Origin of the sequence: Streptomyces sp. NPDC050423 (assembly GCF_040655445.1) — a bacterium.
GTDB lineage: Bacteria > Actinomycetota > Actinomycetes > Streptomycetales > Streptomycetaceae > Streptomyces.
This window is the reverse complement of sequence record NZ_JBFAJY010000042.1, coordinates 1-25,561: the sequence shown is the minus strand read 5'-3', so window position 1 is coordinate 25,561 and position 25,561 is coordinate 1. Positions and strand designations below refer to the sequence as shown.

Below are 25,561 nucleotides of genomic sequence, written 5' to 3'. Positions count from 1 at the left end.
TGCTGCAACCGGAAACTCGCGCGACGTGCGGGGAGGGCCGTTCGGCCGACCCCGGTGGAGGCGGCGCCACGCCGGGTGTGCAGTCCACCCGCGGAAGACAACCGAAGGAGCGTCCCAGTGACGACGACGGGCACAACAGGGACGGCGGAGGACGACGAGTCGTACGCCAACGAGCTTCCGGTACACAGCAGAGAGCCGGGAAACGTCGTCATCAAGTGGATGACCACCACGGACCACAAGACGATCGGCACGATGTACCTGGTCACCTCGTTCGCGTTCTTCCTCATCGGCGGTCTGCTCGCGCTCTTCATGCGCGCCGAGCTGGCCCGTCCGGGCATCCAGATCATGTCGCACGAGCAGTTCAACCAGGCGTTCACGATGCACGGCACGATCATGCTGCTGATGTTCGCGACACCGCTGTTCGCCGGGTTCACCAACTGGATCATGCCGCTGCAGATCGGCGCGCCCGACGTGGCGTTCCCGCGGCTGAACATGTTCGCGTACTGGCTCTACCTCTTCGGCTCGGTCATCGCGGTGGGCGCCTTCCTCACCCCCGACGGAGCGGCCGACTTCGGCTGGTTCGCCTACTCCCCGCTGACGAGCGCGGTCCACTCGCCGGGCATCGGCCCCGACATGTGGATCATGGGTCTGGCCTTCTCCGGATTCGGCACGATCCTCGGTTCGGTCAACTTCATCACCACGATCGTCTGCATGCGCGCACCCGGCATGACGATGTTCCGCATGCCGATCTTCGTCTGGAACGTCCTGCTGACCGCTGTCCTGGTCCTGCTGGCCTTCCCGGTCCTCGCCGGTGCGCTCCTGGCGCTGGAGGCGGACCGAAAGTTCGGCGCGCACGTCTTCGACGCGGCCAACGGCGGCGCACTGCTCTGGCAACACCTCTTCTGGTTCTTCGGCCATCCGGAGGTCTACATCATCGCGCTCCCGTTCTTCGGGATCGTCACCGAGATCATTCCGGTCTTCAGCCGGAAGCCGGTCTTCGGCTACATCGGTCTGGTCGGTGCGACGATCGCCATCGCGGGGCTGTCCGTGACCGTGTGGGCCCACCACATGTTCGTCACCGGCGCTGTGCTGCTGCCGTTCTTCTCGTTCATGTCGTTCCTCATCGCGGTGCCGACCGGGGTGAAGTTCTTCAACTGGATCGGCACGATGTGGAAGGGCTCGCTGTCCTTCGAGACACCGATGCTCTGGGCCATCGGCTTTCTCGTGACGTTCCTCTTCGGCGGACTGACCGGGGTGCTCCTGGCGTCGCCGCCGATGGACTTCCACGTCTCGGACTCGTACTTCGTCGTGGCGCACTTCCACTACGTGGTCTTCGGCACCGTGGTCTTCGCGATGTTCGCCGGATTCCACTTCTGGTGGCCGAAGTTCACCGGCAAGATGCTGGACGAGCGGCTCGGCAAGATCACCTTCTGGACGCTGTTCGTGGGCTTCCACGGCACGTTCCTGGTGCAGCACTGGCTGGGCGCCGAGGGCATGCCGCGCCGCTACGCGGACTACCTCGCGACGGACGGCTTCACCGCGCTGAACACGATCTCGACCATCTCCTCGTTCCTGCTCGGCCTGTCGATGCTGCCGTTCCTGTACAACGTGTGGAAGACGGCCAAGTACGGCGAGAACGTCGGGGTCGACGACCCGTGGGGTTACGGACGCTCGCTGGAGTGGGCTACGTCCTGCCCGCCGCCCCGGCACAACTTCGTCACGCTGCCGCGGATCCGTTCCGAGTCCCCGGCGTTCGACCTCCACCACCCGTCCGTGCGTGAGCTCGACGAGGCCGCCGGCCACGGCGGCCGCTCGGTGACGGCCCCGGGGGACAGGCGGGCGTGAGCGGGGCGGCCGGCGCAGAGGAGGACCGGATGGGGCCCGACCCCGACAAGGACAGCGCCCGCGGGCTGGCCCAGATGGAGGGCTATCTGCTGTGGAACGCCGAGATCGAGGAGGCGCGACGGTCCGCCCGTCGCTTCACCGACGAGCTGCCCTGGCTCACCACCGCCCAGCGCGAGGACGTGGAACGGATCTACGTGGCTGACCGGGCGGAGGCCTCGCGGGTGATGCTGGTCCGCGTCTGCGCCCGTGCCACCGAACTGCGCGGCGAGTACAGCCGGCGGTACCGCACGCTCAGGGCGCGCTGCGTCGCCGCCGTGGTCTGCCTGGGCACGGCCGGCGGCGCCTGCGCCGTGGTGACGTACCTCGTCAGGTGATCACCGGTGGTCCGTTCTGCCTCCCCAGCAGGCGAAGTCGCCCCTGTCTCGTGAAGATGAGAGGTGACGGGCGCGTGCGACGGGGCAGGCGAACGGACGACCGTGCAGACCCCGAGAAGGGACGAACACTGTGGCACGACCCAGGATTCTCGTTGTCGGAGCCGGTTTCGCCGGGGTCGAGTGCGTACGCCGTCTGGAACGCCGGCTCCGTCCGGGTGAAGCGGACATCGCGCTCGTTGCGCCGTTCTCGTACCAGCTCTACCTGCCCCTGCTGCCTCAAGTGGCCTCGGGTGTCCTCAGCCCGCAGTCGGTCGCGGTGTCACTGCGCCGCAGCAGCCGGCACCGCACCAGGATCATTCCCGGCGGGGCCATCGGAGTGGACCCGCTGGCGAAGATCTGCGTCATCCGCAAGATCACCGACGAGGTCGTCAACGAGCCGTACGACTACATCGTGCTCAGTCCGGGCAGCGTCACCCGCACCTTCGACATCCCCGGACTGCTCGACAACGCCCGGGGCATGAAGACCCTGGCGGAGGCCGCCTTCGTGCGCGATCACGTCATCGCGCAGCTCGATCTCGCGGACGCCAGCCATGACGAGGAGGAGCGGGCCTCGCGGCTGCAGTTCGTGGTGGTCGGCGGCGGGTACGCGGGCACCGAGACCGCGGCCTGTCTGCAGCGGCTCACCACCAACGCGGTGCGGCACTACCCCCGGCTCGACCCGAAGCTGATCAAGTGGCACCTGATCGACATCGCCCCGAAGCTCATGCCCGAACTGGGCGACAAGCTCGGGGCGAGCGCGCTGAAGGTGCTGCGCGACCGCGGGATCGAGGTGTCCCTGGGCGTCTCGATCGCCGAGGCGGGACCCGACGAGGTGACCTTCACGGACGGCCGGGTGCTGCCCTGCCGGACCCTGATCTGGACCGCGGGCGTCACCGCCAGCCCGCTGGTCGCCACCTTCGACGCAGAGACGGTACGCGGCCGGCTGGCGGTCACTCCCGACATGCGCCTGCCCGGTCACGACGGCATGTTCGCCCTCGGTGACGCGGCTGCCGTACCCGATCTGGCCAAGGGCGACGGCGCGGTCTGCCCGCCCACCGCGCAGCACGCCATGCGCCAGGGCCGCAGGGCCGCCGACAACCTCCTGGCCACCCTCCGTCACCAGCCCCTCAGGCCGTACGTCCACAAGGACCTCGGGCTCGTCGTGGACCTCGGTGGCAAGGATGCCGTCTCCAAGCCGCTCGGCATCGAGATGCACGGCATCGGCGCCCAGGCCGTGGCCCGCGGCTACCACTGGTCGGCACTGCGGACCAACGTGGCCAAGGCGAGGGTCATGACCAACTGGCTGATCAACGCGGCCGCGGGCGACGACTTCGTCCGAACCGGATTCCAGTCCCGCAAGCCCGCCACCCTGCGCGACTTCGAGTACACCGACAGCTATCTCACGCCTGAGCAGGTCCGCGAGCACACAGCCTCGCTGAACACCCGGATGTGACCCGCGGCAAACGGCGGGGCCCGGCCGGAGTCAGGTGGCCGCTCTCCCTCCGCTGGCCAGTGCCGCTGCATCGGGAGAGCTCCGACCGGCGCTCAGGCGGCCGGAACGGTACTGCGGATCAGCTTGAGGAAGGCCGCGTTGTCCGGGGTGTGCCGGATCCGGTCCAGCAGCGTTTCGAGCGAGGTCTGCGTGTCCCTGGAGTGCAGGGCGCGCCGCAGGCCGCGTACGGCGGTCAGTTCGTCGGCCGGCACGAGGAGTTCGTCGCGGCGGGTCCCGGAGCCCGAGATGTTCACGGCCGGGTGGATCCGCTTCTCGGCCAGGGTGCGGTCGAGCCGCAGTTCCATGTTGCCGGTCCCCTTCAGCTCCTCGAAGAAGTACTCGTCGGCCCGGGAGCCGGTGTCCACGAGCGCCGTGGCCAGAATGGTCAGGGAGCCGCCCTCCTCGGTGAGCCGCGCGGCCCCGAAGAGGCGCTTGGGTCCGAGCAGGGCCGCGGCGTCGACACCGCCGCTGAGGGTGCGGCCGCCGGCCGCGGCCGCGTTGTTGTGGGCCCGGCACAGCCGGGTGAGGGAGTCCAGCAGGATGACGACGTCCCGGCCCTGCTCGACCAGCCGCTTGGCGCGTTCGAGCGCGAGCTCCGCCAGCGCGATGTGCTCCTTGGCGGGGCGGTCGAAGGTCGAGGCGTAGACCTCGCCCCGTACCGAGCGCAGCATGTCGGTGACCTCCTCGGGACGCTCGTCGAGCAGCACCACCATCAGGTGGCACTCGGGGTGGTTCTCGGCGACCGATGCCGCGATCTGCTGGAGCAGGACCGTCTTGCCGGTCCTGGGCGGGGCCACGATGAGCCCGCGCTGTCCCTTGCCGATCGGGGCGACGAGATCGACGACGCGCGTCGAGGGGCTGCCCGAGGGTGTTTCCAGGCGCAGCCGCTGCCGGGGGTGGAGCGGGGTGAGGTCACGGAAGTGCGGACGGGCCCGAAGGGCCCCGGGGGGAAGGCCGTTGACGCGCTCGACGGTGCTCAGTGCGCGGGGCCGGTCGCAGGTCCCCTCGACGAGGTCGCCCTTGCGCAGGCCGTGCCGGCGGATGAGCGTGGCGGGGACCTGGACGTCGCGGGGGGTGGCGTGCCCGTCGGCCGGGCGCAGGGTGCCGTGCCCCTGGTGGGTGATGTCGAGGACACCGGCCGCTGCCGTGGAGGCCGCGGGCTTGGTGGTGACGGGCTTGGTGGTGACGGGGTGTTCGAGTGTGGTGGTCATGCGGGGGTGGTCCTTTCGCGGACATGCGAATGAAGGGGCCCGGCAGATACGGGGGCGGAGATCTCACGCCCCGGACGACGGGCAGGAAAGCCCGGTGGGAAAGCCCGTACCGGACTGAGGAAAGCAATGCGGTGAAGCTGGATCGCCGGTCGCAATGAACGGGCGCATCAGCGTGATGAAAAATGAACCGGTACCGGCGCCCGAATCTCTGGGCGTACACAAGTACCAATGGCAATGTACCACGGCTGCCGGGTACGGACGGCAGCCGTGGTGTGGATCACCCCGTCGACGCGGGGGAGCGGGAGGCGGTCGCGGGCTCCGGGACCCCGGGCCCCGGAGCCGTGGTCAGACCGTCGGCCCCGGGCCCCGGAACGTCTCCAGGATCTGCTCGGCGGCCAGCGTGGCCGGCAGGGTGCCCTCCCGTACCCGCAGTTCGAGTTCCGGGGCGAGCGCTCGCACCCCGGGATGGCTGCGCAGGCTCTCCAGCAGCTCCTCGCGCACCATCGTCCAGGTCCAGTCGACCTGCTGATCGCGTCTTTTGGCAGCCAGCCGGCCAGTCGATTCGAGCAGCGTCCGGTGCTGTTCCAGCCGCTCCCACAAGGTGTCGAGGCCGCTTCCCTCGCGCGCACTGCACGTCAGCACCGGTGGGGTCCAGGCCGCGTCCGCCGCGTGCATCAGCCGCAGTGCGCCCGCCAGTTCGCGCGCGGCGGAGCGGGCGTCGCGTTCGTGCGGTCCGTCGGCCTTGTTGACCGCGATGGCGTCGGCGAGCTCCAGCACGCCCTTCTTGATGCCCTGCAACTGGTCGCCGGTACGGGCCAGCGTCAGCAGCAGAAACGTGTCGACCATATTGGCGACCGCCGTCTCCGACTGGCCGACCCCGACCGTCTCCACCAGCACCACGTCGTACCCCGCCGCCTCCATCACCACGATGGACTCCCGGGTCGCCTTCGCCACCCCGCCCAGCGTGCCGGCGGTGGGGGAGGGGCGCACGAACGCCGCCGGGTCCACCGCGAGCCGCTCCATCCGGGTCTTGTCGCCCAGGATGGACCCGCCGGTACGGCTGGAGGACGGGTCGACGGCCAGCACCGCGACCCGGTGCCCGAGCCCGGTGAGCATCGTGCCGAGGGCGTCGATGAACGTCGACTTGCCGACCCCGGGCACCCCGCTGATGCCGATGCGGCGGGCGCTTCCGGAGTGCGGCAGGAGCTCGCGCAGCAGCTGCTGGGCCAGGGCCCGGTGGTCGGGCCGGGTGGACTCGACGAGCGTGATGGCGCGCGCGATGTGCGCCCGCCTCCCGTCGAGTACCCCCTTCGCATAGCTGTTGAGATCGATCTTCGGGGCCATGGGTTCAGCGGCTCACAGCTCGTGGCCGAGTGAGGCACCGAGCCGCGTCACCAGGTCGTGGGCCGCGTCCGGGATCACCGTCCCGGGCGGGAACACCGCCGCCGCGCCCGCCTCGTGCAGCGCCTCGATGTCCTGCGGCGGAATCACCCCGCCCACCACGATCATGATGTCCTCCCGGCCCTCGGCCGCCAGCTCCTCGCGAAGCGCCGGTACCAGGGTGAGATGGCCGGCGGCCAGTGACGAGACGCCCACGATGTGCACGTCCGCCTCGACCGCCTGCCGGGCGACCTCGCCCGGCGTCTGGAACAGCGGGCCGACATCGACGTCGAAGCCCAGGTCGGCGAAGGCGGTCGCGATCACCTTCTGCCCGCGGTCGTGCCCGTCCTGGCCCATCTTGGCGACCAGGATGCGCGGGCGCCGCCCCTCCGCCTCCTCGAACGCGTCGACCAGTGCGCGGGTGCGGTCCACGGACGGCGACTCCCCTGCCTCGTTGCGGTACACACCGGAGATCGTACGGATCTGACCGGAATGCCGGCCGTACACCTTCTCCAGCGCGTCCGAGATCTCGCCCACGGTGGCCATCGCCCGCGCCGCGTCGACGGCCAGCGCCAGCAGATTGCCTTCGAGCCCGGGGCCCGGCTCCCGGCCCGCCGCGTCCGTCAGCGCGCGCAGAGCGTCCTGGCAGGCCCGCTCGTCGCGCTCCTCGCGCAGCCGCCTCAGCTTCTCGATCTGCTGCGTGCGCACCGAGGAGTTGTCGACCTTGAGCACATCGATCTTCTCGTCGGTCTCGACCCGGTACTTGTTGACGCCGATGACCGGCTGGCGCCCGGAGTCGATACGCGCCTGGGTGCGGGCCGCGGCCTCCTCGATGCGCAGCTTCGGGATGCCGGCGTCGATGGCCTTGGCCATGCCGCCCGCCGCCTCGACCTCCTCGATGTGCTGCCAGGCCCGCCGCGCCAGGTCGTACGTCAGCTTCTCCACGTACGCGCTGCCGCCCCACGGGTCGATGACCCGGCCGGTGCCGGACTCCTGCTGGAGCAGCAGCTGGGTGTTACGTGCGATGCGCGCGGAGAAGTCGGTGGGCAGGGCGAGTGCCTCGTCGAGCGCGTTCGTGTGCAGCGACTGGGTGTGCCCCTGGGTGGCGGCCATCGCCTCCACACAGGTCCTGGTGACGTTGTTGAAGACGTCCTGTGCGGTCAGCGACCAGCCCGATGTCTGCGAATGGGTGCGCAGCGAAAGGGACTTGGGATTCTTCGGCTCGAACTCCCGGACCAGCTTGGCCCACAGCAGCCGGGCCGCCCGCAGCTTCGCGATCTCCATGAAGAAGTTCATGCCGATCGCCCAGAAGAACGACAGCCGGGGCGCGAACGCGTCCACATCCAGCCCGGTGTCCCGCCCGGCCCGCAGGTACTCGACCCCGTCGGCCAGGGTGTACGCGAGCTCCAGATCGGCCGTGGCCCCGGCCTCCTGGATGTGGTAGCCGGAGATGGAGATCGAGTTGTAGCGCGGCATCCGCTGCGAGGTGAACGCGAAGATGTCGGAGATGATCCGCATCGAGGGCTTCGGCGGATAGATGTAGGTGTTTCGGACCATGAACTCCTTCAGAATGTCGTTCTGAATGGTCCCGGCCAGCTTCTCGGGCGGCACGCCCTGCTCCTCGGCGGCCACGATGTACAGCGCGAGCACGGGGAGCACCGCGCCGTTCATCGTCATCGACACCGACATCCTGTCCAGCGGGATGCCCTCGAACAGCTGACGCATGTCGTAGATCGAGTCGATCGCCACCCCCGCCATGCCGACGTCGCCGGTCACCCGCGGGTGGTCGCTGTCGTAGCCCCGGTGGGTCGGCAGGTCGAAGGCGACGGACAGCCCCTTCTGCCCGGCCGCGAGGTTGCGGCGGTAGAAGGCGTTGGACTCCTCGGCGGTGGAGAACCCCGCGTACTGCCGGATCGTCCAGGGCTGGTTGACGTACATCGTCGGGTAGGGGCCGCGCAGATACGGCGCGATGCCCGGGTACGTACCGAGGAAGTCGAGACCCTCCAGGTCCTGGCCGCTGTACAGCGGCTTGACCGCGATGCCTTCCGGGGTCTCCCACAGCAGGTCGCCGGCGGAGCTCCCGGAGGACTCCTTCACCGCCGTACGCCACTGGTCCTCGGTCACCTCGGCGCCGCTGCCCGGCCCGAGCTCGATGTCGGAGAAGTCGGGGATCCGCATTACGCCACACCCATACGGTCGAGAACGGAGGAGAGCACGGCCACCACATCGCAGCCGGCGAAGACGTACTCGTCGACACCGGCGTAATCGCCCGGACGCCCCGCCAGGTACACCCGCCGCGCACCCGCCGACACGAGCGCCCCGGCCACCTCGCCGGCCTGCTCCGCGTAGAGCGCGTCACTGGAGCACAGGCACGCCACGTCCGTCCCGGCGGCCGCGAATGCCGCGCCCGCCGACGAGGCGTCCACCTCCACCGGTTCGTGCACCGGCTCGATACCGCCCGCCTGGAAGAGGTTCGCGGCGAACGAGGCCCGAGCGGTGTGCGTGGCGGCGGGGCCGAGCGCGGCCAGGAACACCCGCGGCCGGCGGCCGGTCGCCGCCAGATGGGCGTCCGAGCGGGCACGCAGCGCCTCGAACGCCTCGTCGCGGCGGACCACCGGCAGACCGCCCGGCGCCACGGCCGACGGCACGGCCTCGCGCTCCACCGCACGCTCGGCGAGCTGTGGGAACTCGCTCACACCGGTGATCGGCTCCTTGCGCCGCGCCAGGTTCTTCTTCCGCGCCGTCCAGGTGGCCGCCAGCCGCTCCGCGAGCATTCCGGAGTCCAGCGCGGCCGCCTGACCCCCCGCCCGCTCGATCTCCTGGAAGAACGCCCAAGCGGCGTCCGCGAGTTCGTCGGTGAGCCGCTCCACGTACCAGGAGCCGCCGGCCGGGTCGATGACCCGGGCCAGATGCGACTCCTCCACCAGGATCGTTGACGTGTTACGGGCGATGCGCCGTGCGAACGCGTCCGGCAGGCCCAGCGCGTGATCGAACGGCAGCACGGTCACCGCATCGGCCCCGCCGACGCCCGCGCCCAGACAGGCCAGCGTGGTCCGGAGCATGTTCACCCACGGGTCGCGCCGCGTCATCATCACCGGCGACGTCACGGCGTGCTGACGCTGCGCCCCCGCCTCCGCGGCGCCGCAGACCTCGGCGACCCGCGCCCACAGCCGGCGCGCCGCCCGCAGTTTGGCGATCGTCAGGAACTGGTCGGCGGTGGCCGCGTACCGGAACTCCAGCTGCGCGCAGGCCTCCTCGACACCGAGCCCCGCCTCGGCCAGCGCCCGCAGGTAGGCGACCCCGGTGGCCAGCGAAGCGCCCAGCTCCTGGGCGGCCGAGCCGCCGGCCTCGTGGTACGGCATGGCGTCCACGGTCAGTGCCCGCAGCCCGGGGTACTCGCGGGCGCAGCGCTGCGCCCAGTGGACCGCGGCCGCCAGGTCCGGTGCGGCGCCGCTGCGGGCCGCCTGCCCCAGCGGGTCCGCGCCGAGGCTGCCGCGCGCCGACTGCGGTGACAGGCCCCGCTCCGCGTACAGGCGCAGCAACTCCGTCGCCGCGGCGTCGAGTTCGTCCCCCGCGTCGAGCACGACCGGAGCCAGGTCGAGATGGACGCCGTCCAGTGCCCGTGCGAGACCGGAGACCGGAACGCCACCGCCGGCGTCCCCCACGGTCAGCCACAACGAGGTGACACCGTTCTCCAGATCCGTGAGCACGGCCTCGTTGAGCCGGGCGGGATCCGGTGTGCCGTGACGCTGTCGAACGCCCCAGCCGCCCGCCGTGCTTCCCTCGGGCTTGCTGCCGCGGGTGAAGGGGGCGAAGCCCGGGAGGCCGGTTTCGGGCGCGTCGTCGCGCGAGGTGTAGAGGGGGCGGGTGATGAGCCCGTCCTCCACCGTGGTGGACAGCGCTTCCTCGGCGGCCGAACCCGAAACGTCCTTGCCCGACTTGCGCAGCACACCCTCGACGAGGCTCTGCCACTGCTCATGGGCGGGGTCAGGGAATTCGGCGGCCAACGAAAGCCCGTCAGCAGGCAGGACCGTCATGCCCAGATGTTAGGGCAGGTCTCAGACGGGCAGCAGAGGCGCCGGCTGTGACCTTGCCCTCTCCGAACGCGCTTGATCCTTTACGTACTGTCGAGTAACCCCCTGGACGGTGATTCGCCCGGCGTTTCGACCGCAGGCGTCGGCGGGCGATTTGCCGCAGTGCGGCGCGAAATGACCGAAGTTATGCTGCTGGCAATCCATCCTTCCGGAGAGGACACCCCGTGGCAGTGGGACCTGTGGAGTACCTCGTCGTCGCCTTCCCCGGCAGCCGGTTCACCGGTGCGATCGCCCCGGCGCTGGCCGACGCGGTCGCGTCGAAGGCGGTGCGCATCATCGACCTGACCTTTGTGTACCGGGCCGACGACGGCACGATCGAGACCGTCGAGCTGGACGAGCTCGACCCCGACGACCTCGTCTCGTTCGAGCCGGTCGAGGGTGAGGTCACCGGGATGCTGAACGAGGACGACATCCGGCAGCTGGGCGAGAGCGTGCCGCCGGGGAGCTCCGCGGCGCTGATCGTGTGGGAGGACCTCTGGGCGGTACCGCTCACCGAGGCCGTCCGCGCGTCGGGCGGACAGCTCGTCGCACATGAGCGGATCCCCGCCGAGGTGGCGGAGGCGGCCGTGTCCGCCGCCGGTTCCGCCCGCTGAAGCCGCACCCGCACCGGAAGGGCGTACGACATGCCGATTTTTCGAGGAGCCGGAATGAACCGCCGCGGGCCCGGCCTGCTCGGCGTGGCGGCGCGCACGGCCGTCGTCGCGGGCACCGCCTCGGCGGTCGGCGGCCGGGTCCAGCAGCGCCAACAGGCGAAGAACGACGAGCGGGACGCGGGGCAGCCGGCCGAGCCGTCTCCGGATGATCTGATCGGTCAGCTGGAGCGGCTGGGCGCGCTGAAGAAGCAGGGCATCCTCACGGACGCCGAGTTCGTGGCGCAGAAGAACAGACTTCTGGCGGAATGACGCGGCGGCCCCGGCGGAACCGGTGCACGCGTTCCCCGCCGCCGGTCACGGGTGTGTGCGTCGGATTGACCCATCGCCGGGCCGGGGCGCCGGATGCGACATCCGTGCGGAATCCCGACCTCATGCGGCTTTTGATCCGGCCAAGCCGAAATCAATTCGGATACGTGTCGGGAAAAGAGGAAGTTCATCGTGCAAACCGTCAGGGCCGTCCCGGCAGTCTCCGTACTCAATCTGCGTGACCTGGGCGGCATCGCCCTCGAACGCGGCCGTCAGGTCCGGCCTGGCCGGGTGATGCGCTCCGGCCAGCTCAGCGGGCTGGAGCCGGCGGACGACGCCGCGGTGGCGGCGCTCGGAATCCGCACGGTCGTCGATCTGCGGACCGCGGACGAGCGCGCGTCGGCCCCCGACCGGCTGCCGCCCGGGGCCCGGCTGTTCGTCGCCGATGTGCTCGGGGACAACCCGGGCGTGGCGCCCGCCCGGCTGCGGGCCCTGCTCGCCGACACGGTCGAGGCGGAGCGGCTCCTCGGCGACGGAAAGGCCGAGGAGATGTTCGCGGAGACGTACCGGCAGATGGTGCTCTCGCCGCGCGCGGGAGCCGCGTACCGGGCCTTCGTCGACACGGTCGCCGACGGGGCGGCGTGCCCGGTGCTCTTCCACTGCACCGCGGGCAAGGACCGCACGGGCTGGGCGGCGGCCCTGCTGCTGCTTCTGCTGGGCGCCTCGCGGGACGTGGTGAGGATCGAGTACCTCGCGGTGAACCCGGTGGTGCGGGTCGCCTTCCGGCCGTACGTACAGAACTTTCTCGACGCCGGCGGCGACCCGGAGATCGCGTCCGCGATCATCGAGGTCCGCCCCCGCTACCTCGACACGGCGCTGGACGCCATGGACGAGCGGTGGGGAGGGCTCGACGGCTATGTGCGCGACGGGCTGCGCATCCCCGAAGCGGCCCTGCGGCGGCTGCGCACCGGACTCGTGGCCCCCGCCTAGCTGCGGTCCCGCTGCCGCCCCCTTCCGCTCCCCGCTCCCCGCCTTCCGGTGACCGCGTTCCGTTCCCTGTCCGCCTCCGGGTTGACTAGATACCCCTAGGGGGTATGTTGGATGCATTCGAAGCGGCCGTTTCCCGGAGGAGAGCGCCATGAACAACGGATTGAAGATCACCGCCTACGCCGCCGCGCTCGCCGCGACCTTCGGCGTCGCCTACGGAGTCGGCAACGGCGTCGACCCGCTGGTGGCCGCCGAAGCGCGACCCGCGCCGGAGCACGGCGGGCACGGTACGGAGCCGGAGGGCGCCGCCGGGGCGGCGGCAGGCCCGGCGGGCGGGCTCGACGCCTCCGACGGGGGCTACACGCTGGAGCTGCAGACGCCTGTGGTCGGTGCCGGAGCCCGCACCGGGATACGGTTCGCCGTCGTGGAGGACGCCACCGGTCGCAAGGTCACCGCCTATCAGCGCGAACACGGCAAGGAACTGCACCTCGTCCTGGCCTCGCGCGACCTCGGCACGTACCGGCATCTGCACCCCGTCCGCGCGGCCGACGGCACCTGGTCCGCCCCGGTCGACCTGCCGGCCGCCGGCGACTACCGGGCCTTCGCCGATTTCACCCCGGCGGCCGAAGGCGCCCGCAACCTCGTCCTCGGAGCCGACCTCGCGGTCTCCGGCGACTACCGGCCGAAGGCCCTGCCCGCCGCGCGCGCCACCGCCGTGACCGACGGCTACCGGGTGGACCTCGACGGCGGTCTGAAGGCCGGCCGGGAAAGCGATCTCAGGCTCACCGTCAGCAGGAACGGCAGGCCTGTCACCGACCTCCAGCCCCATCTCGGCGCGTACGGGCATCTCGTCGCCCTGCGCTCCGGCGACCTCGCCTACCTCCATGTACATCCCGCCGATGGCGGTCCTGGCCCGGCTGTCTCCTTCGCGGCGGCGGCGCCCAGCGCCGGCACCTACCGGCTGTTCCTGGACTTCCGGCACGGCGGCAAGGTGCACACCGCCGCGTTCACGGTCGAGGCTGGGACGCAGGCCGGGCCGGACGCGGGCCGGTCGCACTCCCCGGCCCCCGACGAGCACAAGCACTGACCCGGGCACGTCCGGGTCTCAGACGTTCAGCAGCCGTTCGGTGAGATCGCGGTACTGCCGCAGGGCGATCCGCGGTTCCTGACCCTTTCGGTCCGTGTACCGGACGAGGGCCGGTCCGGACGTGCCGCTGGTGTACCCGCGCCGATTCATGCCCGAGCGGGGCGAGTTGCCCGCCGGACGAGAGGCGCGCACACGCGTCATCGGCCTCTCCCGGAGCGGACCCGCCTGCCGGGCCTCGGTATCGTGAAGGGGGCGAATCACGAGTTCTCCGAGAGGGACGTCACGGTGACCGAACGCAAACCCGCGGGCATCAGCTTCGAGTCCTGGGTCGACAAACAGATCCGCGAATCCGAACAGCGTGGTGACTTCTCCCGGCTGCCGGGGTTCGGCAAGCCACTCGACGGCCTCGACCGCCCGTACGACGAGACGTGGTGGATCAAGGCGAAGATGCAGCGCGAGGGCATGTCGGTGCTCCCGCCGGCACTGGCCCTGCGCAAGGAGGCGGAGGACGTCATCGCGGCCCTGTCCGAGGTCCGGACGGAGGCCGAGGTGCGGCGGATGCTGACCGAGGTGAACGAGAAGATCGCCGAGGCCGTCAGGCGGCCGCCACCGGGACCGCGCCTCAACCTCAAGCCGTTCGACATCGACGCCCTGACCGGGGAGTGGCGCGCGGCTCGCGACTCCTCCTGAGCCGCCCGCCGGCGGATCGCCCGCCGTCCCGGGCCCCCGGATGCGTAATACTCGACGCATGAGATCGAGCGTTACGCGGCGGGGGCGCCCGGCGCCCGGCGAAGGCGTACGGATCAGGCGGGCCGCCGCCCGGGACGCGAAGCGGCTGACCCGGCTGGTCCAGGCCTCGCGGGCCTATCAGGGCCCGTACGCCCCGATGGTCGACGGATACCGGGTGGGTCCCGACTACGTCGAGACGCACCGGGTCTTCGCGGCCGTGGAGGAGGCCACCGGGCGGCTGCTCGGCTTCTACTCCCTCGTTCTGGATCCGCCTGAGCTCGACCTGATGTTCGTCGCCGACGACGCGCAGGGCGCCGGCATCGGGCGGCTGCTCGTCGGACACCTGCTGGACGAGGCGCGGAAAGCCGGACTCACGGGCGTGCGCATCATCTCGCACCCGCCGGCCGAGGGCTTCTACCGGAGCGTGGGAGCCGTGCGGACCGGGACCGAGCGAGCCGCTCCGCCCGCGGTGATGTGGGACCGGCCCGAACTGCTGCTCCCGGTGCTCCCGGTCGGCTGAGGACGGGGAACGGGAAGGGCCCGGCGCCACCCGCGTGCGGCGGATCCGGCCGGGCCCCTGGAACGGCGCCCGACGTCAGGACTCGTAGCCCCCGTACGGACGTGTGATGATCTCCATCGCATGACCGGCGGGGTCGATGAAGTAGACGCCACGGCCGCCGTCGTTGTGGTTGATCTCGCCCGGGTGCTTACGGTGCGGATCGGCGTAGTACGTGGCCCCGAGCTCCTTGATACGGGCGTACGCCCGATCGAACTCCGCCTCCGAGACGAGGAAGGCGTAGTGCTGGAGTGTGATGGACTCGGCGGGGACGGTCGCGAAATCCAGGGTGACCCCGTTGGCCGTGGTGACCGGGATGAACGGGCCCCACTCCGCACCCGTCTCCAGCCCCAGGACGCCGGCCAGGAACTCTGCGGATTCCCGGTTGTCCCGGGAGTGAATGATGGTGTGATTCAACTCGACTGACACTGTGGAATGCCTCCAACGGGCATCTCACGGGCACCTCCACGCCTCACCCGGCCGGTGACCGGCGCGCGATGCCGTACCCGTCAGCCTAGGCGCACGCCTCCCGATCGTCGAGGCTCTCCGGTGACGCCCAGCGGCTGTGATCGCGTCCGGGACCGCGACGGAGGCCGACGCCCCGTCCGTCAGGCCGGGTCGGTCGTGGTGGGGTTGTGGGCGTCCGTGAGGGTGAAGAGTCCGCCGTCCGGGTCGAGCAGCGTCGCCTCCCGTGCGCCGCGCCGCGACACCTCCTCGACGAGCGAACCGCCGTGCTCCCGCGCCGATGCGACGGCGGCGGCCACATCCGGGACGGGGAAGTTGACCTGCCAGTGCGGCCGGACCAGCGGGTCGGGGGCCGCCTCGACCGCGCCCGAGCTGATCCGGGCCAGCTGACGGCCGCGGTAGGTGACGATCACCTCGTCCTTCGCGTACGACACCTCGCAGGAGCCGGGCCGCCCGCTCGCCCAGTCCAGCACCTCGCCGTAGAAGATCGCGGAGTCGAAGGCGTTCCTGGTGTGCAGCCGCAGCCAGGCGTGCGAATGGCCGTCAGGCGCGGGCGGCGAGGTCGCGGGTTCGGTCCGCTCCCAGATGCCGAACCCCGCGCCCTCGCGGTCGGCGGCCAGCGCGCCGCGCCCCTTGCCCAGGGCCAGCGGCCCCACCGCCACCGTGCCGCTGCGCTCACGGATCCGGGAGGCGGTCGCGTCGGCGTCCTGGACGGCGAAGTAGGGCGTCCACGCCACCGCGACCCGGAACGTGGTCGCCACAGCCCCGATACCCGCGACGGGTACACCGCCCCGGCGGGCGACCGAGAACTCCTGGCCGAGCCTGCCCGGCCGGAAGGTCCAGCCCATCACCGGGCCGTAGAACTCCTGTGCCGACTCCAGGTCCCGGGTCATGAGATTGACCCAGCAGGGCGCCGCGGGCCCGGTCAGAGGCGCGGTCGCGGATGCCGAACCAGAGGTGCTTGCGGTCATGGTCCTACTGCCTTCATGGGGTGTGCGGCGGTGTGCGCCGGTGGCCGGCGGGCCCCCACCAGCCTCACCGGGGGCGGCCGCTCCCGCAACACGCGGCGGCGCCGCCCGTCGCGCACCCGCCCCCGCACGGCCCCGGACAGCCCGGAACCCGGCCGGCCCGGACCCCGGAACCTCGCAGCTCCGCTCCCGCCCCGCACCGCTCAGTCGCGCTTCTCGTCGTTCTCGGGGCGGGCGGTCTCGTCCGCGTGCTCACCGAGCTCGTAGGGGGAGAGCCCGCGGCCGTCGGCCGGGAAGCTGTCGTCGGCGTGGACGTCGCGCTCCTCGACGTGGGTGCGGTGGTCCGGCGCCACCGGCTGCTCCTCGGGCCGTGGCGGGGGCGGTTCCTGGGCGCGCCGTCGCTTGCCCAGCCACACGGCACCGATCAGCAGAGCCACCAGGATCACTCCGACAACGCCCAGAACCACCCCGGCCGCGCCCCGTCCGTCCGCGAGGGTGAGGGCCAGGGAATTCAGGGCTCCATGCGATACGTCCATGCATGCGGGATACCCCGGGACCCGGCCGTCACTCGGTAATAAGGTCGAATTCATGTTTTAAGTGGATACGAGGGTAAAAAGCGTTTCGATCGGTACGGGACCTGCCGCGGCCCGCATTCGCGCGGCGGCGGGACCGCTCATGTCGCAGACACCCGGCCGCGGGGAGAGCCTGGAGGTATCCCTCAGGAAGGAACCGCGGTGAACAGCACACGGGAAACGCAGACGGAGGAGAACAAGCAGGGCGGGCAGGTGTCGGTCGTTCTCAGCGGGTGCGCGAGGGGTGACGCGGGCACGGTTTTCGACGTGCTGCGGGCCGCCTTCACCACCGACCGGGCCTCGGTCGATGTGCCGCAGGACGTCACCGGCAAGCAGCCCACCGCCTGGGTCGCGACCGTCGACGTGGCCGAGGAGCGGGTGGTGTCGGGGTCGGTGGAACTCGGTGCGCCTGTCACGGTCGATGCCCAGGGCGGTTACTGGGCGGTCGAACGGCTCAGGCACAGCCTGGCGGGAGCCTTCGCGGTACGGGTCGTGGGCACCGTGTCCGGGGACCAGGAGGAGGAAGTGCGGCTGCGGCTGGCGAGTAAGTAGGCCGCCCCCGACGCGCCGCGTCCGTCCCGGGCGAGGGCACCGAACCCCTGGCGCATATCTGGTAGAAACAGGCAAAGCGACCCAGTGTGAAGTGACCCTGAGTGAAAGGCCCCGGCACGTGGATCCCACCACCCAGCGGGAGGACGGCGGGGGAGACCCACGGGCGACCGCCGGCCGTTCCACCCTGACCCTGAACGTCAACGGAACCGAGCGGACCCTGACGCTCGACCACCGCACCACGGTCCTGGACACGCTGCGCCTGCACCTGGCCCTGACCGGTGCGAAGAAGGGCTGCGACCACGGCCAGTGCGGTGCCTGCACCGTTCTGGTGGACGGCCGGCGGGCGAACAGCTGTCTGCTCCTGGCCGTCGCGTACGACGGCTCCCGCATCACCACGGTCGAGGGCCTGGCCGACGGCGACCGGCTGCACCCCCTCCAGGAGGCCTTCCTGGACCGTGACGCGCTCCAGTGCGGCTACTGCACGCCAGGTCAGATCTGTTCAGCCGTCGGGGTGCTGGGCGAGGCCGCCGACGGTTTCCCCTCCCACGCCACCGGGCACACCGCACCCGTCACCGCCCCGGCACCCCTGGACGCCGCCGAGATCCGCGAGCGGATGAGCGGCAATCTGTGCCGCTGCGGCGCGTACCCCCGCATCGTCGAGGCGATCGGGGACGTGGCGCCGTGAAACCCTTCGGCTATCTGCGCGCCGGATCCGTCGCCGAAGCGGTCCGGGAGAGCGCGGCCAACCCCGGAGCCCGGTTCCTCGGCGGCGGCACCAACCTCGTCGACCTGATGAAGCTGGGGGTGGAGACCCCCGGCCTGCTCATCGACGTCAGCCGTCTCCCGCTGGACCGGGTGACGGACACCGACGACGGCGGACTGCGCATCGGCGCGGCGGTACGCAACAGCGACCTGGCCGCTCATCACGCCGTACGCACCCGCTATCCCGCCCTCTCCCGGGCGCTGCTGGCCGGTGCCTCCGGGCAACTGCGCAACACCGCCACCACCGGCGGCAACCTCCTCCAGCGCACCCGCTGCCCGTACTTCCAGGACACGTCCAAGCCCTGCAACAAACGCGAGCCCGGCAGCGGCTGCCCGGCCCGCGAGGGCGCCCACCGCGATCTCGCCGTCCTCGGCCACTCCGCCGCATGCGTCGCCACTCACCCCTCGGACATGGCGGTCGCCCTGGCCGCCCTCGACGCCACGGTCCTGCTGCACGGACCGGACGGCGAACGCGCCGTGCCCCTCACCGGCTTCCACCGGCTGCCCGGGGACAGCCCGGACACCGACACCGTGATCCGGCCGGACGAACTCATCACCGAGGTACTCCTGCCGCCGCTTCCCGACGGCACGGCCTCCCTCTACCGCAAGGCCCGCGACCGCGCGTCGTTCGCCTTCGCGCTGGCCTCCGTCGCCGCGGTCCTGTGCGTCCGCGGCGGCCGGATCGAGCACGCGGCCCTCGCGTTCGGCGGCCTCGCCCACCGCCCCTGGCGGGCCCGCGCCGCCGAGGAGATCCTCCGCGGCGCACCCGCCACCGGCGAGACGTACGAATCAGCGGTGGACGCCGAACTCGCCGCGGCCCGCCCCCTGCGCGACAACGCGTTCAAGGTCACCCTGGCCCGCCGGCTGGCCGTCGACGCCCTGGCCGAACTCGCCGCCCGCCCCTGAAGAGCCGAGGACTCCCACCATGAGCCACACCCCCCAGCCCCTGGGCGCTCCCGTCGTCCGCCGCGAGGGCCGGGACAAGGTGACCGGCGCCGCGCGCTACTCCGCCGAACGCAACCTGCCCGGCTGCCTGTACGCCTGGCCCGTGCCCGCCACCGTCCCGCGCGGCCGGGTCACCGCGATCAGCACCGCGGGTGCGATGGCGCTCCCCGGCGTCCGCGCCGTCCTCACCCACGAGAACGCGCCGCGGACCGAGGAACCGGACGACCCGATCCTCGCCGTCCTCCAGAACGACCGCGTGCCGCACCGCGGCTGGCAGATCGCCCTCGTCGTGGCCGACACCTTCGAAGGCGCGCGGGCGGGTGCCGAGGCACTGCGCATCACCTACGAGACCGCCCCGCACGACGTACTCCTGACCGAGGACCACCCCGGTCTGTACACCCCGCAGACCGCCAACGGCGGCTACCCGGCCGTACGCGAACGCGGCGACTTCGACCGGGCCTTCACCGCCGCGCCCGTACGGATCGACGTCACGTACACCCTCGGCGCCCTGCACAACCACCCCATGGAGCCGCACGCCTCGACCGCCCACTGGTCGCCGGACGGGCATCTCACCGTGTACGACACCGGCCAGGGCGCCACCAACGTGCGCGACAGTCTCGCCACCGTGTTCGGGCTGCAGCCGGACCAGGTCACCGTCGTCTCGGAGCACGTGGGCGGCGGCTTCGGCAGCAAGGGCACCCCGCGCCCCCAGGCCGTGCTCGCCTCCATGGCCGCGCTCCACACCGGCCACCCCGTCGAACTCGCCATGCCCCGGCGCCACATGGCCGCGGTCGTCGGTCACCGCGCACCCACCGTCCAGCGCGTCCGTCTCGGCGCCGAGGCCGACGGAACCCTCACCTCGGTCGCCCACGAGATCATCTCCCACACCTCCACCGTCAAGGAGTTCGTGGAGCAGGCCGCCGTACCGGCCCGGGTGATGTACGGCTCCGCGCACAGCCGGACCGTCCACCGGGTCACCGCCCTCGACGTCCCGAGCCCGTCGTGGATGCGGGCCCCGGGCGAGGCCCCCGGCATGTACGCGCTCGAATCGGCCCTCGACGAACTCGCCGCGGCCCTCGGCATCGACCCCGTCGAACTGCGCCTGCGCAACGACCCGGCCGACGAGCCCGACTCCGGGAAACCCTTCAGCAGCCGCGGTCTGGCCGCCTGTCTGCGGGAGGGTGCCGCCCGCTTCGGCTGGCACGACCGCGATCCCCGCCCCGCGATCCGCAGGGAAGGGGCGCTGCTGCTCGGTACGGGCGTCGCCTCCGCCACGTACCCCGTCTACATCAGCGCCTCCCACGCCTCGGCCCACGCCGCCGCCGACGGCTCCTACCGCATCGCGGTCAACGCCACCGACATCGGTACCGGCGCCCGTACCGTCCTCGCCCAGATCGCCGCGAGCGTGCTGGCGACCCCGGTGGAGAACGTGACGGTCGACATCGGCAACAGCGAACTGCCGGACGCCCCGCTGGCCGGGGGCTCCTCCGGCACGGCCTCCTGGGGCTGGTCGGTGCACAAGGCGGCGACCGGACTCGTGCGGCAGCTCGGCGAGCGCACCGGACCGCTGCCCGACGAGGGCGTGACGGTCACCGCCGACACCGGGAGGGAGACGGCCGCCGAGTCCCCGTACGCCCGGCACGCCTTCGGGGCGCAGTTCGCCGAGGTCGCCGTCGACAGCCGCACCGGCGAGGTCCGGGTGCGCCGGATGCTCGGGGTCTTCGCCGCCGGACACATCCTCAACTCCCGTACCGCACGCTCCCAGTTCATCGGCGGGATGACCATGGGGCTCGGCATGGCGCTGACCGAGGGCAGCACCATGGACCCCGTCTTCGGGGACTTCACCGAAAGTGACCTCGCCTCCTACCACGTGCCGGCCTGCGCGGACGCGGTCGGCATCGAGGCGCACTGGATCGACGAGGAGGATCCCCACCTCAACCCGATGGGCAGCAAGGGCATCGGTGAGATCGGCATCGTCGGCGCGGCTGCGGCGATCGGCAACGCCGTCCGGCATGCCACCGGTGCCCGGCTGCGCACCCTGCCACTCACGCCGGACCGGCTGCTGCCGCACCTTCCCTGAGGGCGGGGGCGCCCACCGGCGTCCCCGCCGGCAAAATGCGCCGGTCACCGGGGGTGCGGGGCCGGTTGTGTTGCGCAACCGGCTCTACCGGGTCACCCTATGGAGTGACCCAGAAGTGACATCTGCTCACTCTTTGCATTCGGGGGTCGTTCGTTCAACGGGGCGAAGCATGTGGGCCTCGATGTGAGGAGCCTCGACGATGACCGTTCCACTCGACCGGCACTATCTGGTCGAACTCCAGGTTTCGACAGAGCGTGTGTCCCAGCTGCGGCGGATCATCGCCGCGCATCTGCGCCACTGGAGTCTCGAACTTCACATCCGGCCCGTGTGCCGTGCTGTGGAGGAGCTGCTGACCAATGTCCAGCGGCACGTCGGCGACGACAACACCTGTGTCCTCGAACTCCGCTGGTCAGGACGGCACCTCACGGTCTCCGTCGCCGACAACGGTGCCGACATGCCGCGACTGCTCCACGAGGGCGGCGGCCTCAGCCGGGTGATGGCCCTCAGCGACAGCTGGGGCACCTGCCGGACCGCCGAGGGCAAGGTGGTCTGGTTCACCCGGTACGCGCAGGAGCCGCAGCACATCGCGCTGGTGCCGCTCCCGCCGTTGCCCGGAGTCCGCGAGTTCCGCCGTCCGCCCGCCCTGGTCGCGGACTTCCCCATGGCCGAGCCCGCCCGGACCGGCGCCCCCGCCCCTGCCCCCGCCCTCGTCTGAGACGCGCTGCTGCACGGAGCGGCGCCGTGCAGCCGTCCGGCTGCCGCCCCGCACCCCGTACCGCAGTGCCCCGCAGCCCTCCCGGCCGGCGTGGATCGCATGCGTACCGCACGCATGGTCCGCGCCGGCCGGGTACACGTGCGCCGGGGCCCGCGTTGCGCCACCGCGCGCGGCGCGGCACGGTCGGAATACCGAGGCAAGGAGGCCACAGTCATGCCCATCGCGACGGTCAACCCCGCGAACGGCGAGACCCTCAGGACGTTCGACGCCCTGGGAGCGGACGAGATCGAGCGGCGGCTCGCCGCGGCGGACACCGCCTTCCGGGCGTACCGCACCACCGGGTTCGGCGAACGGTCCCGCCTGATGAACCGGGCCGCCGACCTCCTCGACGAGGACCAGCGGGACATCGCCCGCACCATGACCCTGGAGATGGGCAAGCCGGTCAAGGCGGCCCGCGCGGAGGCCGCGAAATGCGCGAAGGCCATGCGCTGGTACGCCTCCCACGCCGAGGGACTCCTCGCCGACGAGCACCCCGCGCCCGCCGACGTCGAGGACTCCGGCGCCTCCCGCGCCTACGTCCACTACCGCCCGCTGGGCACCGTGCTCGCCGTCATGCCGTGGAACTTCCCGCTCTGGCAGGTCGTACGGTTCGCCGCCCCCGCCCTGATGGCCGGCAACACAGGACTGCTGAAGCACGCGTCCAACGTGCCCCAGACCGCGCTCTACCTGGGCGATCTGTTCCGCAGGGCCGGATTCCCGGAAGGCTGCTTCCAGACCCTGCTGGTGGGCTCCGGAGCGATCGAGGCGATCCTGCGCGACCGCCGGGTCGCCGCGGCCACCCTGACCGGCAGCGAACCGGCCGGCCGCGCGGTCGCGGCCGTCGCGGGCGACGAGGTGAAGCGGACCGTCCTGGAGCTGGGCGGCAGCGACCCGTATCTCGTCCTGCCCTCGGCCGACGTCGCCAGGGCCGCCCGCATCGCCGTCACCGCCCGGGTCCAGAACAACGGACAGTCCTGCATCGCCGCCAAGCGGTTCATCGTGCACACCGAGGTCTACGAGGAGTTCGCCGAGCGCTTCACCGTGGGCATGCGCGATCTGACCGTCGGCGACCCGCTGGAGGAGTCCACCGACGTCGGCCCGCTCGCCAGCGAGCAGGGCCGCACCGACCTGGAGGAACTCGTCGACGACGCCGTGCGGCAGGGCGCGGGCGCACTGTGCGGCGGCGGCCGGCCCGAGGGGCTGGCCGGGGGGCTGGAGCACGGCTGGTTCTACGCCCCGACCGTCCTCACCGGCATCACACCCGCGATGCGGATCCACCACGAGGAGACCTTCGGCCCCGTCGCCTCGCTCTACCGGGTGAACAGCCTCGACGAGGCGGTGGAGCTCGCCAACGACACCCCCTTCGGGCTCAGCTCCAACGTGTGGACCCGCGACGCCGAGGAGAGCCGGCGCTGCGTCCGCGACCTGGAGGCGGGCGGGGTCTTCTTCAACGGAATGACGGCCTCGCACCCCGCGCTGCCGTTCGGCGGGGTGAAGCGCTCCGGATACGGGCGTGAGCTCGCCGGGCACGGCATCCGTGAGTTCTGCAACGCCACGACCGTCTGGTACGGGTCCGAGCCGCAGTGACCGCACCCCGGGCCACCGGCACTGTTCCGCACGCTGAGAGGTGACCATGAGCGACGCCCCACCGACCGTGCCGACGGCCGGTCCGTCCGACGAAGAGATCTCCGCGCTCGACGCCCACTGGCGGGCGGCCAACTATCTGGCCGTCGGCCAGATCTACCTGATGGCCAACCCGCTGCTGACCCGGCCGCTCGCCCCCGAGCACATCAAGCCCAGGCTGCTCGGCCACTGGGGCACCTCGCCGGGGCTCAACCTCGTGTACACCCACCTCAACCGCGTCATCGCCGCACGCGGTATTACCGCCCTGTGCGTCTGGGGCCCAGGTCACGGCGGTCCGGCGGTGCTCGCCAACTCCTGGCTGGAGGGGAGCTACTCGGAGACGTACCCCGACGTCAGCAGGGACGCGGCGGGCATGGGGGCGCTGTTCAAGCAGTTCTCCTTCCCCGGCGGCGTGCCCAGCCACGTCGCGCCCGAGACCCCCGGCTCCATCCACGAGGGCGGCGAACTCGGCTACTCCCTCGCCCACGCCTACGGCGCCGCCCTCGACCACCCGGACCTGCTCGTCACCTGCGTCATCGGCGACGGCGAGGCGGAGACCGGACCGCTCGCCGGCTCCTGGCACGCCAACAAGTTCCTCGATCCGGTCCACGACGGAGCCGTCCTGCCGGTCCTCCACCTCAACGGCTACAAGATCGCCAACCCGACGGTGCTCGCGCGCCTCCCCGAAGGCGAGCTCGACGCCCTGCTGCGCGGCTACGGACACGACCCGCTGTACGTGGAGGGCGACGACCCCCTCACCGTGCACCGGGCGATGGCCGCCGCGATGGACCGGGCCGTCGACCGCATCGGGGAGCTCCAGGCGGCCGCCCGGACCGGCGGCGACACCGCACGCCCGCACTGGCCCATGATCGTGCTCCGTACCCCGAAGGGGTGGACCGGCCCCGCCGAGGTCGACGGGGTGCCCGTGGAGGGCACCTGGCGCGCCCACCAGGTCCCGCTGCCCGGGGTCCGCGACAACCCGGCCCACCTGCGTCAGCTGGAGGCGTGGCTGCGCTCCTACCGGCCCGAGGAACTCTTCGACGCCGAAGGGCGCCCATCCGCCCAGGTCCTGGCCTGTGTGCCCGGGGGCACGGCCCGGCTCGGCTCCTCGCCGTACGCCAACGGCGGGCTGCTCGTGCGTGACCTGCCCGTTCCGCCGCTCGACGGGCACGGGGTCCGGGTGGACCGGCCCGGCACTGTCCTGCACGAACCGACCCGGGTCCTGGGCGGACTGCTGGAGGCCGTCATGGCGGCCACCGCGGACCGCAGGGACTTCCGGGTCGTCGGCCCCGACGAGACGGCCTCGAACCGGCTCGACGCCCTCTACGAGGCCACCGGAAAGGCGTGGCAGGCCGGGACACTGCCCACCGACGAGCACCTCGCCCGCGACGGCCGCGTCATGGAGGTCCTCTCCGAGCACCTGTGCCAGGGCTGGCTGGAGGGGTATCTGCTCACCGGCCGGCACGGACTCTTCTCCTGCTACGAGGCGTTCGCGCACATCGTCGACTCGATGGTCAACCAGCACATCAAGTGGCTGCGGACCTCGCGCCGGCTGCCGTGGCGCCGCCCCATCGCCTCGCTCAACTACCTCCTCACCTCGCACGTCTGGCGCCAGGACCACAACGGCTTCTCGCACCAGGACCCGGGCTTCGTCGACCACATCCTCAACAAGAGCCCCGAGGTCGTCCGCGTCTACCTGCCGCCGGACACGAACACCCTGCTGTCGGTGGCCGACCACGCGCTGCGCAGCCGCGACTACGTCAACGTGATCGTGGCCGGCAAGCAGCCGAGCTTCGACTGGCTCACCCTCGACCAGGCCCGTGCGCACTGCGCACGGGGCGCCGGGGTCTGGGAGTGGGCGGGCACCGAGGACGGCAGCCGCGAGCCCGATGTGGTGCTCGCCTGTGCCGGGGACGTACCCACCCTGGAGATCCTGGCCGCCGCCGGTCTGCTCCGGCGCCACCTGCCCGAGCTGGCGGTGCGGGTGGTGAACGTCGTCGACATGGCCCGGCTGATGCCGCACGGCGAGCATCCGCACGGGATGCCGGACTCCGAGTACGACGCCCTCTTCACCCGCGACAAGCCGGTGATCTTCGCGTACCACGGCTATCCCTGGCTGATCCACCGGCTGGCCTATCGCCGCACCG

At 71.6% G+C, this 25,561-nt stretch carries 24 protein-coding genes; 16 read left to right on the top strand and 8 right to left on the bottom strand.

The window, feature by feature from the left end:
* Nucleotides 1–117: 117 nt before the first annotated feature.
* The 3 genes from ctaD to AB0I52_RS26750 all read left to right on the top strand — a co-directional run bounded on the left by ctaD (nucleotide 118) and on the right by AB0I52_RS26750 (nucleotide 3,711).
* On the top strand, nucleotides 118–1,845 hold the full coding sequence (gene ctaD / locus AB0I52_RS26760) for a cytochrome c oxidase subunit I (RefSeq protein ID WP_363076736.1): 1,728 nt from the start codon (nucleotides 118–120) through the stop codon (nucleotides 1,843–1,845).
* Nucleotides 1,846–1,874: 29 nt separating this feature from the next.
* Nucleotides 1,875–2,219 (top strand): hypothetical protein, encoded by a 345-nt coding sequence (locus AB0I52_RS26755; RefSeq protein ID WP_363076734.1) that lies wholly within the window; start codon nucleotides 1,875–1,877, stop codon nucleotides 2,217–2,219.
* 130 nt (nucleotides 2,220–2,349) lie between these two features.
* On the top strand, nucleotides 2,350–3,711 hold the full coding sequence (locus AB0I52_RS26750) for an NAD(P)/FAD-dependent oxidoreductase (protein ID WP_363076732.1): 1,362 nt from the start codon (nucleotides 2,350–2,352) through the stop codon (nucleotides 3,709–3,711).
* Between the two features lie 92 nt (nucleotides 3,712–3,803).
* Here the strand turns inward: AB0I52_RS26750 and rho are convergent, their stop codons facing one another.
* The 4 genes from rho to mutA all read right to left on the bottom strand — a co-directional run bounded on the left by rho (nucleotide 3,804) and on the right by mutA (nucleotide 10,378).
* Nucleotides 3,804–4,961, bottom strand: a complete 1,158-nt coding sequence (gene rho, locus AB0I52_RS26745) for a transcription termination factor Rho (RefSeq protein WP_363076730.1) — start codon at nucleotides 4,959–4,961, stop codon at nucleotides 3,804–3,806.
* A gap of 345 nt (nucleotides 4,962–5,306) precedes the next feature.
* Nucleotides 5,307–6,305 carry a methylmalonyl Co-A mutase-associated GTPase MeaB gene (gene meaB, locus AB0I52_RS26740; protein WP_363076728.1) on the bottom strand — a complete coding sequence of 333 codons (999 nt, stop codon included), beginning with the start codon at nucleotides 6,303–6,305 and terminating at the stop codon, nucleotides 5,307–5,309.
* A 12-nt stretch (nucleotides 6,306–6,317) separates the two neighbouring features.
* Entirely contained in the window at nucleotides 6,318–8,519 is a 2,202-nt protein-coding gene (gene scpA / locus AB0I52_RS26735; RefSeq protein ID WP_363076726.1) for a methylmalonyl-CoA mutase, read from the bottom strand.
* Nucleotides 8,519–10,378, bottom strand: a complete 1,860-nt coding sequence (mutA, locus tag AB0I52_RS26730) for a methylmalonyl-CoA mutase small subunit (RefSeq protein ID WP_363076724.1) — start codon at nucleotides 10,376–10,378, stop codon at nucleotides 8,519–8,521. Before mutA ends, scpA begins: the two co-directional genes overlap by 1 nt.
* A gap of 236 nt (nucleotides 10,379–10,614) precedes the next feature.
* On the opposite strand from mutA, the gene AB0I52_RS26725 reads away from it, so the two are divergent.
* The 4 genes from AB0I52_RS26725 to AB0I52_RS26710 all read left to right on the top strand — a co-directional run bounded on the left by AB0I52_RS26725 (nucleotide 10,615) and on the right by AB0I52_RS26710 (nucleotide 13,408).
* A complete protein-coding gene (locus AB0I52_RS26725; RefSeq protein ID WP_363076820.1) occupies nucleotides 10,615–11,028 on the top strand; it encodes a DUF6325 family protein in 414 nt (137 codons plus the stop codon).
* 54 nt (nucleotides 11,029–11,082) lie between these two features.
* Nucleotides 11,083–11,337, top strand: a complete 255-nt coding sequence (locus AB0I52_RS26720) for an SHOCT domain-containing protein (protein ID WP_363076722.1) — start codon at nucleotides 11,083–11,085, stop codon at nucleotides 11,335–11,337.
* 189 nt (nucleotides 11,338–11,526) lie between these two features.
* Nucleotides 11,527–12,324 carry a tyrosine-protein phosphatase gene (locus AB0I52_RS26715; protein ID WP_363076720.1) on the top strand — a complete coding sequence of 266 codons (798 nt, stop codon included), beginning with the start codon at nucleotides 11,527–11,529 and terminating at the stop codon, nucleotides 12,322–12,324.
* Nucleotides 12,325–12,472: 148 nt separating this feature from the next.
* The gene (locus tag AB0I52_RS26710; RefSeq protein ID WP_363076718.1) at nucleotides 12,473–13,408 is read left to right on the top strand and encodes a hypothetical protein; all 936 of its coding nucleotides are present in this window, start codon (nucleotides 12,473–12,475) and stop codon (nucleotides 13,406–13,408) included.
* Nucleotides 13,409–13,426: 18 nt separating this feature from the next.
* On the opposite strand, the gene AB0I52_RS26705 is transcribed toward AB0I52_RS26710, so the two are convergent.
* Nucleotides 13,427–13,609 carry a hypothetical protein gene (locus tag AB0I52_RS26705; RefSeq protein WP_363076716.1) on the bottom strand — a complete coding sequence of 61 codons (183 nt, stop codon included), beginning with the start codon at nucleotides 13,607–13,609 and terminating at the stop codon, nucleotides 13,427–13,429.
* Between the two features lie 84 nt (nucleotides 13,610–13,693).
* Between AB0I52_RS26705 and AB0I52_RS26700 the strand changes: the two genes are divergently transcribed.
* A complete protein-coding gene (locus tag AB0I52_RS26700) occupies nucleotides 13,694–14,098 on the top strand; it encodes a DUF1992 domain-containing protein (protein ID WP_363076714.1) in 405 nt (134 codons plus the stop codon).
* 58 nt (nucleotides 14,099–14,156) lie between these two features.
* Nucleotides 14,157–14,657 carry a GNAT family N-acetyltransferase gene (locus AB0I52_RS26695; protein WP_363076712.1) on the top strand — a complete coding sequence of 167 codons (501 nt, stop codon included), beginning with the start codon at nucleotides 14,157–14,159 and terminating at the stop codon, nucleotides 14,655–14,657.
* Nucleotides 14,658–14,732: 75 nt separating this feature from the next.
* Here AB0I52_RS26695 and AB0I52_RS26690 read toward each other — a convergent pair whose 3' ends face one another.
* From AB0I52_RS26690 to AB0I52_RS26680, 3 genes are all read right to left on the bottom strand, one after another.
* Nucleotides 14,733–15,122, bottom strand: a complete 390-nt coding sequence (locus tag AB0I52_RS26690; protein ID WP_363076710.1) for a VOC family protein — start codon at nucleotides 15,120–15,122, stop codon at nucleotides 14,733–14,735.
* A gap of 179 nt (nucleotides 15,123–15,301) precedes the next feature.
* The gene (locus AB0I52_RS26685) at nucleotides 15,302–16,129 is read right to left on the bottom strand and encodes a VOC family protein (RefSeq protein ID WP_363076708.1); all 828 of its coding nucleotides are present in this window, start codon (nucleotides 16,127–16,129) and stop codon (nucleotides 15,302–15,304) included.
* Between the two features lie 200 nt (nucleotides 16,130–16,329).
* Nucleotides 16,330–16,662 carry a DUF6479 family protein gene (locus tag AB0I52_RS26680; protein ID WP_363076706.1) on the bottom strand — a complete coding sequence of 111 codons (333 nt, stop codon included), beginning with the start codon at nucleotides 16,660–16,662 and terminating at the stop codon, nucleotides 16,330–16,332.
* 198 nt (nucleotides 16,663–16,860) lie between these two features.
* Between AB0I52_RS26680 and AB0I52_RS26675 the strand changes: the two genes are divergently transcribed.
* From AB0I52_RS26675 to AB0I52_RS26645, 7 genes are all read left to right on the top strand, one after another.
* Nucleotides 16,861–17,250 (top strand): hypothetical protein, encoded by a 390-nt coding sequence (locus AB0I52_RS26675; RefSeq protein ID WP_363076704.1) that lies wholly within the window; start codon nucleotides 16,861–16,863, stop codon nucleotides 17,248–17,250.
* Between the two features lie 118 nt (nucleotides 17,251–17,368).
* Nucleotides 17,369–17,935 (top strand): 2Fe-2S iron-sulfur cluster-binding protein, encoded by a 567-nt coding sequence (locus AB0I52_RS26670; protein ID WP_363076702.1) that lies wholly within the window; start codon nucleotides 17,369–17,371, stop codon nucleotides 17,933–17,935.
* A complete protein-coding gene (locus tag AB0I52_RS26665) occupies nucleotides 17,932–18,918 on the top strand; it encodes a xanthine dehydrogenase family protein subunit M (RefSeq protein WP_363076700.1) in 987 nt (328 codons plus the stop codon). Before AB0I52_RS26670 ends, AB0I52_RS26665 begins: the two co-directional genes overlap by 4 nt.
* A 19-nt stretch (nucleotides 18,919–18,937) precedes the next feature.
* The gene (locus tag AB0I52_RS26660) at nucleotides 18,938–21,037 is read left to right on the top strand and encodes a xanthine dehydrogenase family protein molybdopterin-binding subunit (protein WP_363076698.1); all 2,100 of its coding nucleotides are present in this window, start codon (nucleotides 18,938–18,940) and stop codon (nucleotides 21,035–21,037) included.
* A 199-nt stretch (nucleotides 21,038–21,236) separates the two neighbouring features.
* Complete coding sequence (locus AB0I52_RS26655; protein WP_363076696.1) at nucleotides 21,237–21,752, top strand: ATP-binding protein; 516 nt, start codon at nucleotides 21,237–21,239, stop codon at nucleotides 21,750–21,752.
* Between the two features lie 213 nt (nucleotides 21,753–21,965).
* A complete protein-coding gene (locus AB0I52_RS26650) occupies nucleotides 21,966–23,378 on the top strand; it encodes an NADP-dependent succinic semialdehyde dehydrogenase (protein ID WP_363076694.1) in 1,413 nt (470 codons plus the stop codon).
* Nucleotides 23,379–23,424: 46 nt separating this feature from the next.
* Nucleotides 23,425–25,561 (top strand): phosphoketolase family protein (locus tag AB0I52_RS26645; RefSeq protein ID WP_363076692.1); only part of this gene is annotated, 2,137 nt, incomplete at its 3' end.

Coding starts and splice junctions, on each gene's coding strand:
- mutA (WP_363076724.1), bottom strand. CDS start 10,378: ATGACGGTCCTGCCTGCTGACGGGCTTTCGTTGGCCGCCGAATTCCCT.
- AB0I52_RS26695 (WP_363076712.1), top strand. CDS start 14,157: ATGAGATCGAGCGTTACGCGGCGGGGGCGCCCGGCGCCCGGCGAAGGC.
- meaB (WP_363076728.1), bottom strand. CDS start 6,305: ATGGCCCCGAAGATCGATCTCAACAGCTATGCGAAGGGGGTACTCGAC.
- AB0I52_RS26755 (WP_363076734.1), top strand. CDS start 1,875: ATGGGGCCCGACCCCGACAAGGACAGCGCCCGCGGGCTGGCCCAGATG.
- AB0I52_RS26685 (WP_363076708.1), bottom strand. CDS start 16,129: ATGACCGCAAGCACCTCTGGTTCGGCATCCGCGACCGCGCCTCTGACC.
- rho (WP_363076730.1), bottom strand. CDS start 4,961: ATGACCACCACACTCGAACACCCCGTCACCACCAAGCCCGTCACCACC.
- AB0I52_RS26705 (WP_363076716.1), bottom strand. CDS start 13,609: ATGACGCGTGTGCGCGCCTCTCGTCCGGCGGGCAACTCGCCCCGCTCG.
- AB0I52_RS26650 (WP_363076694.1), top strand. CDS start 21,966: ATGCCCATCGCGACGGTCAACCCCGCGAACGGCGAGACCCTCAGGACG.
- AB0I52_RS26660 (WP_363076698.1), top strand. CDS start 18,938: ATGAGCCACACCCCCCAGCCCCTGGGCGCTCCCGTCGTCCGCCGCGAG.
- AB0I52_RS26710 (WP_363076718.1), top strand. CDS start 12,473: ATGAACAACGGATTGAAGATCACCGCCTACGCCGCCGCGCTCGCCGCG.
- AB0I52_RS26655 (WP_363076696.1), top strand. CDS start 21,237: ATGACCGTTCCACTCGACCGGCACTATCTGGTCGAACTCCAGGTTTCG.
- AB0I52_RS26720 (WP_363076722.1), top strand. CDS start 11,083: ATGAACCGCCGCGGGCCCGGCCTGCTCGGCGTGGCGGCGCGCACGGCC.
- AB0I52_RS26680 (WP_363076706.1), bottom strand. CDS start 16,662: ATGGACGTATCGCATGGAGCCCTGAATTCCCTGGCCCTCACCCTCGCG.
- scpA (WP_363076726.1), bottom strand. CDS start 8,519: ATGCGGATCCCCGACTTCTCCGACATCGAGCTCGGGCCGGGCAGCGGC.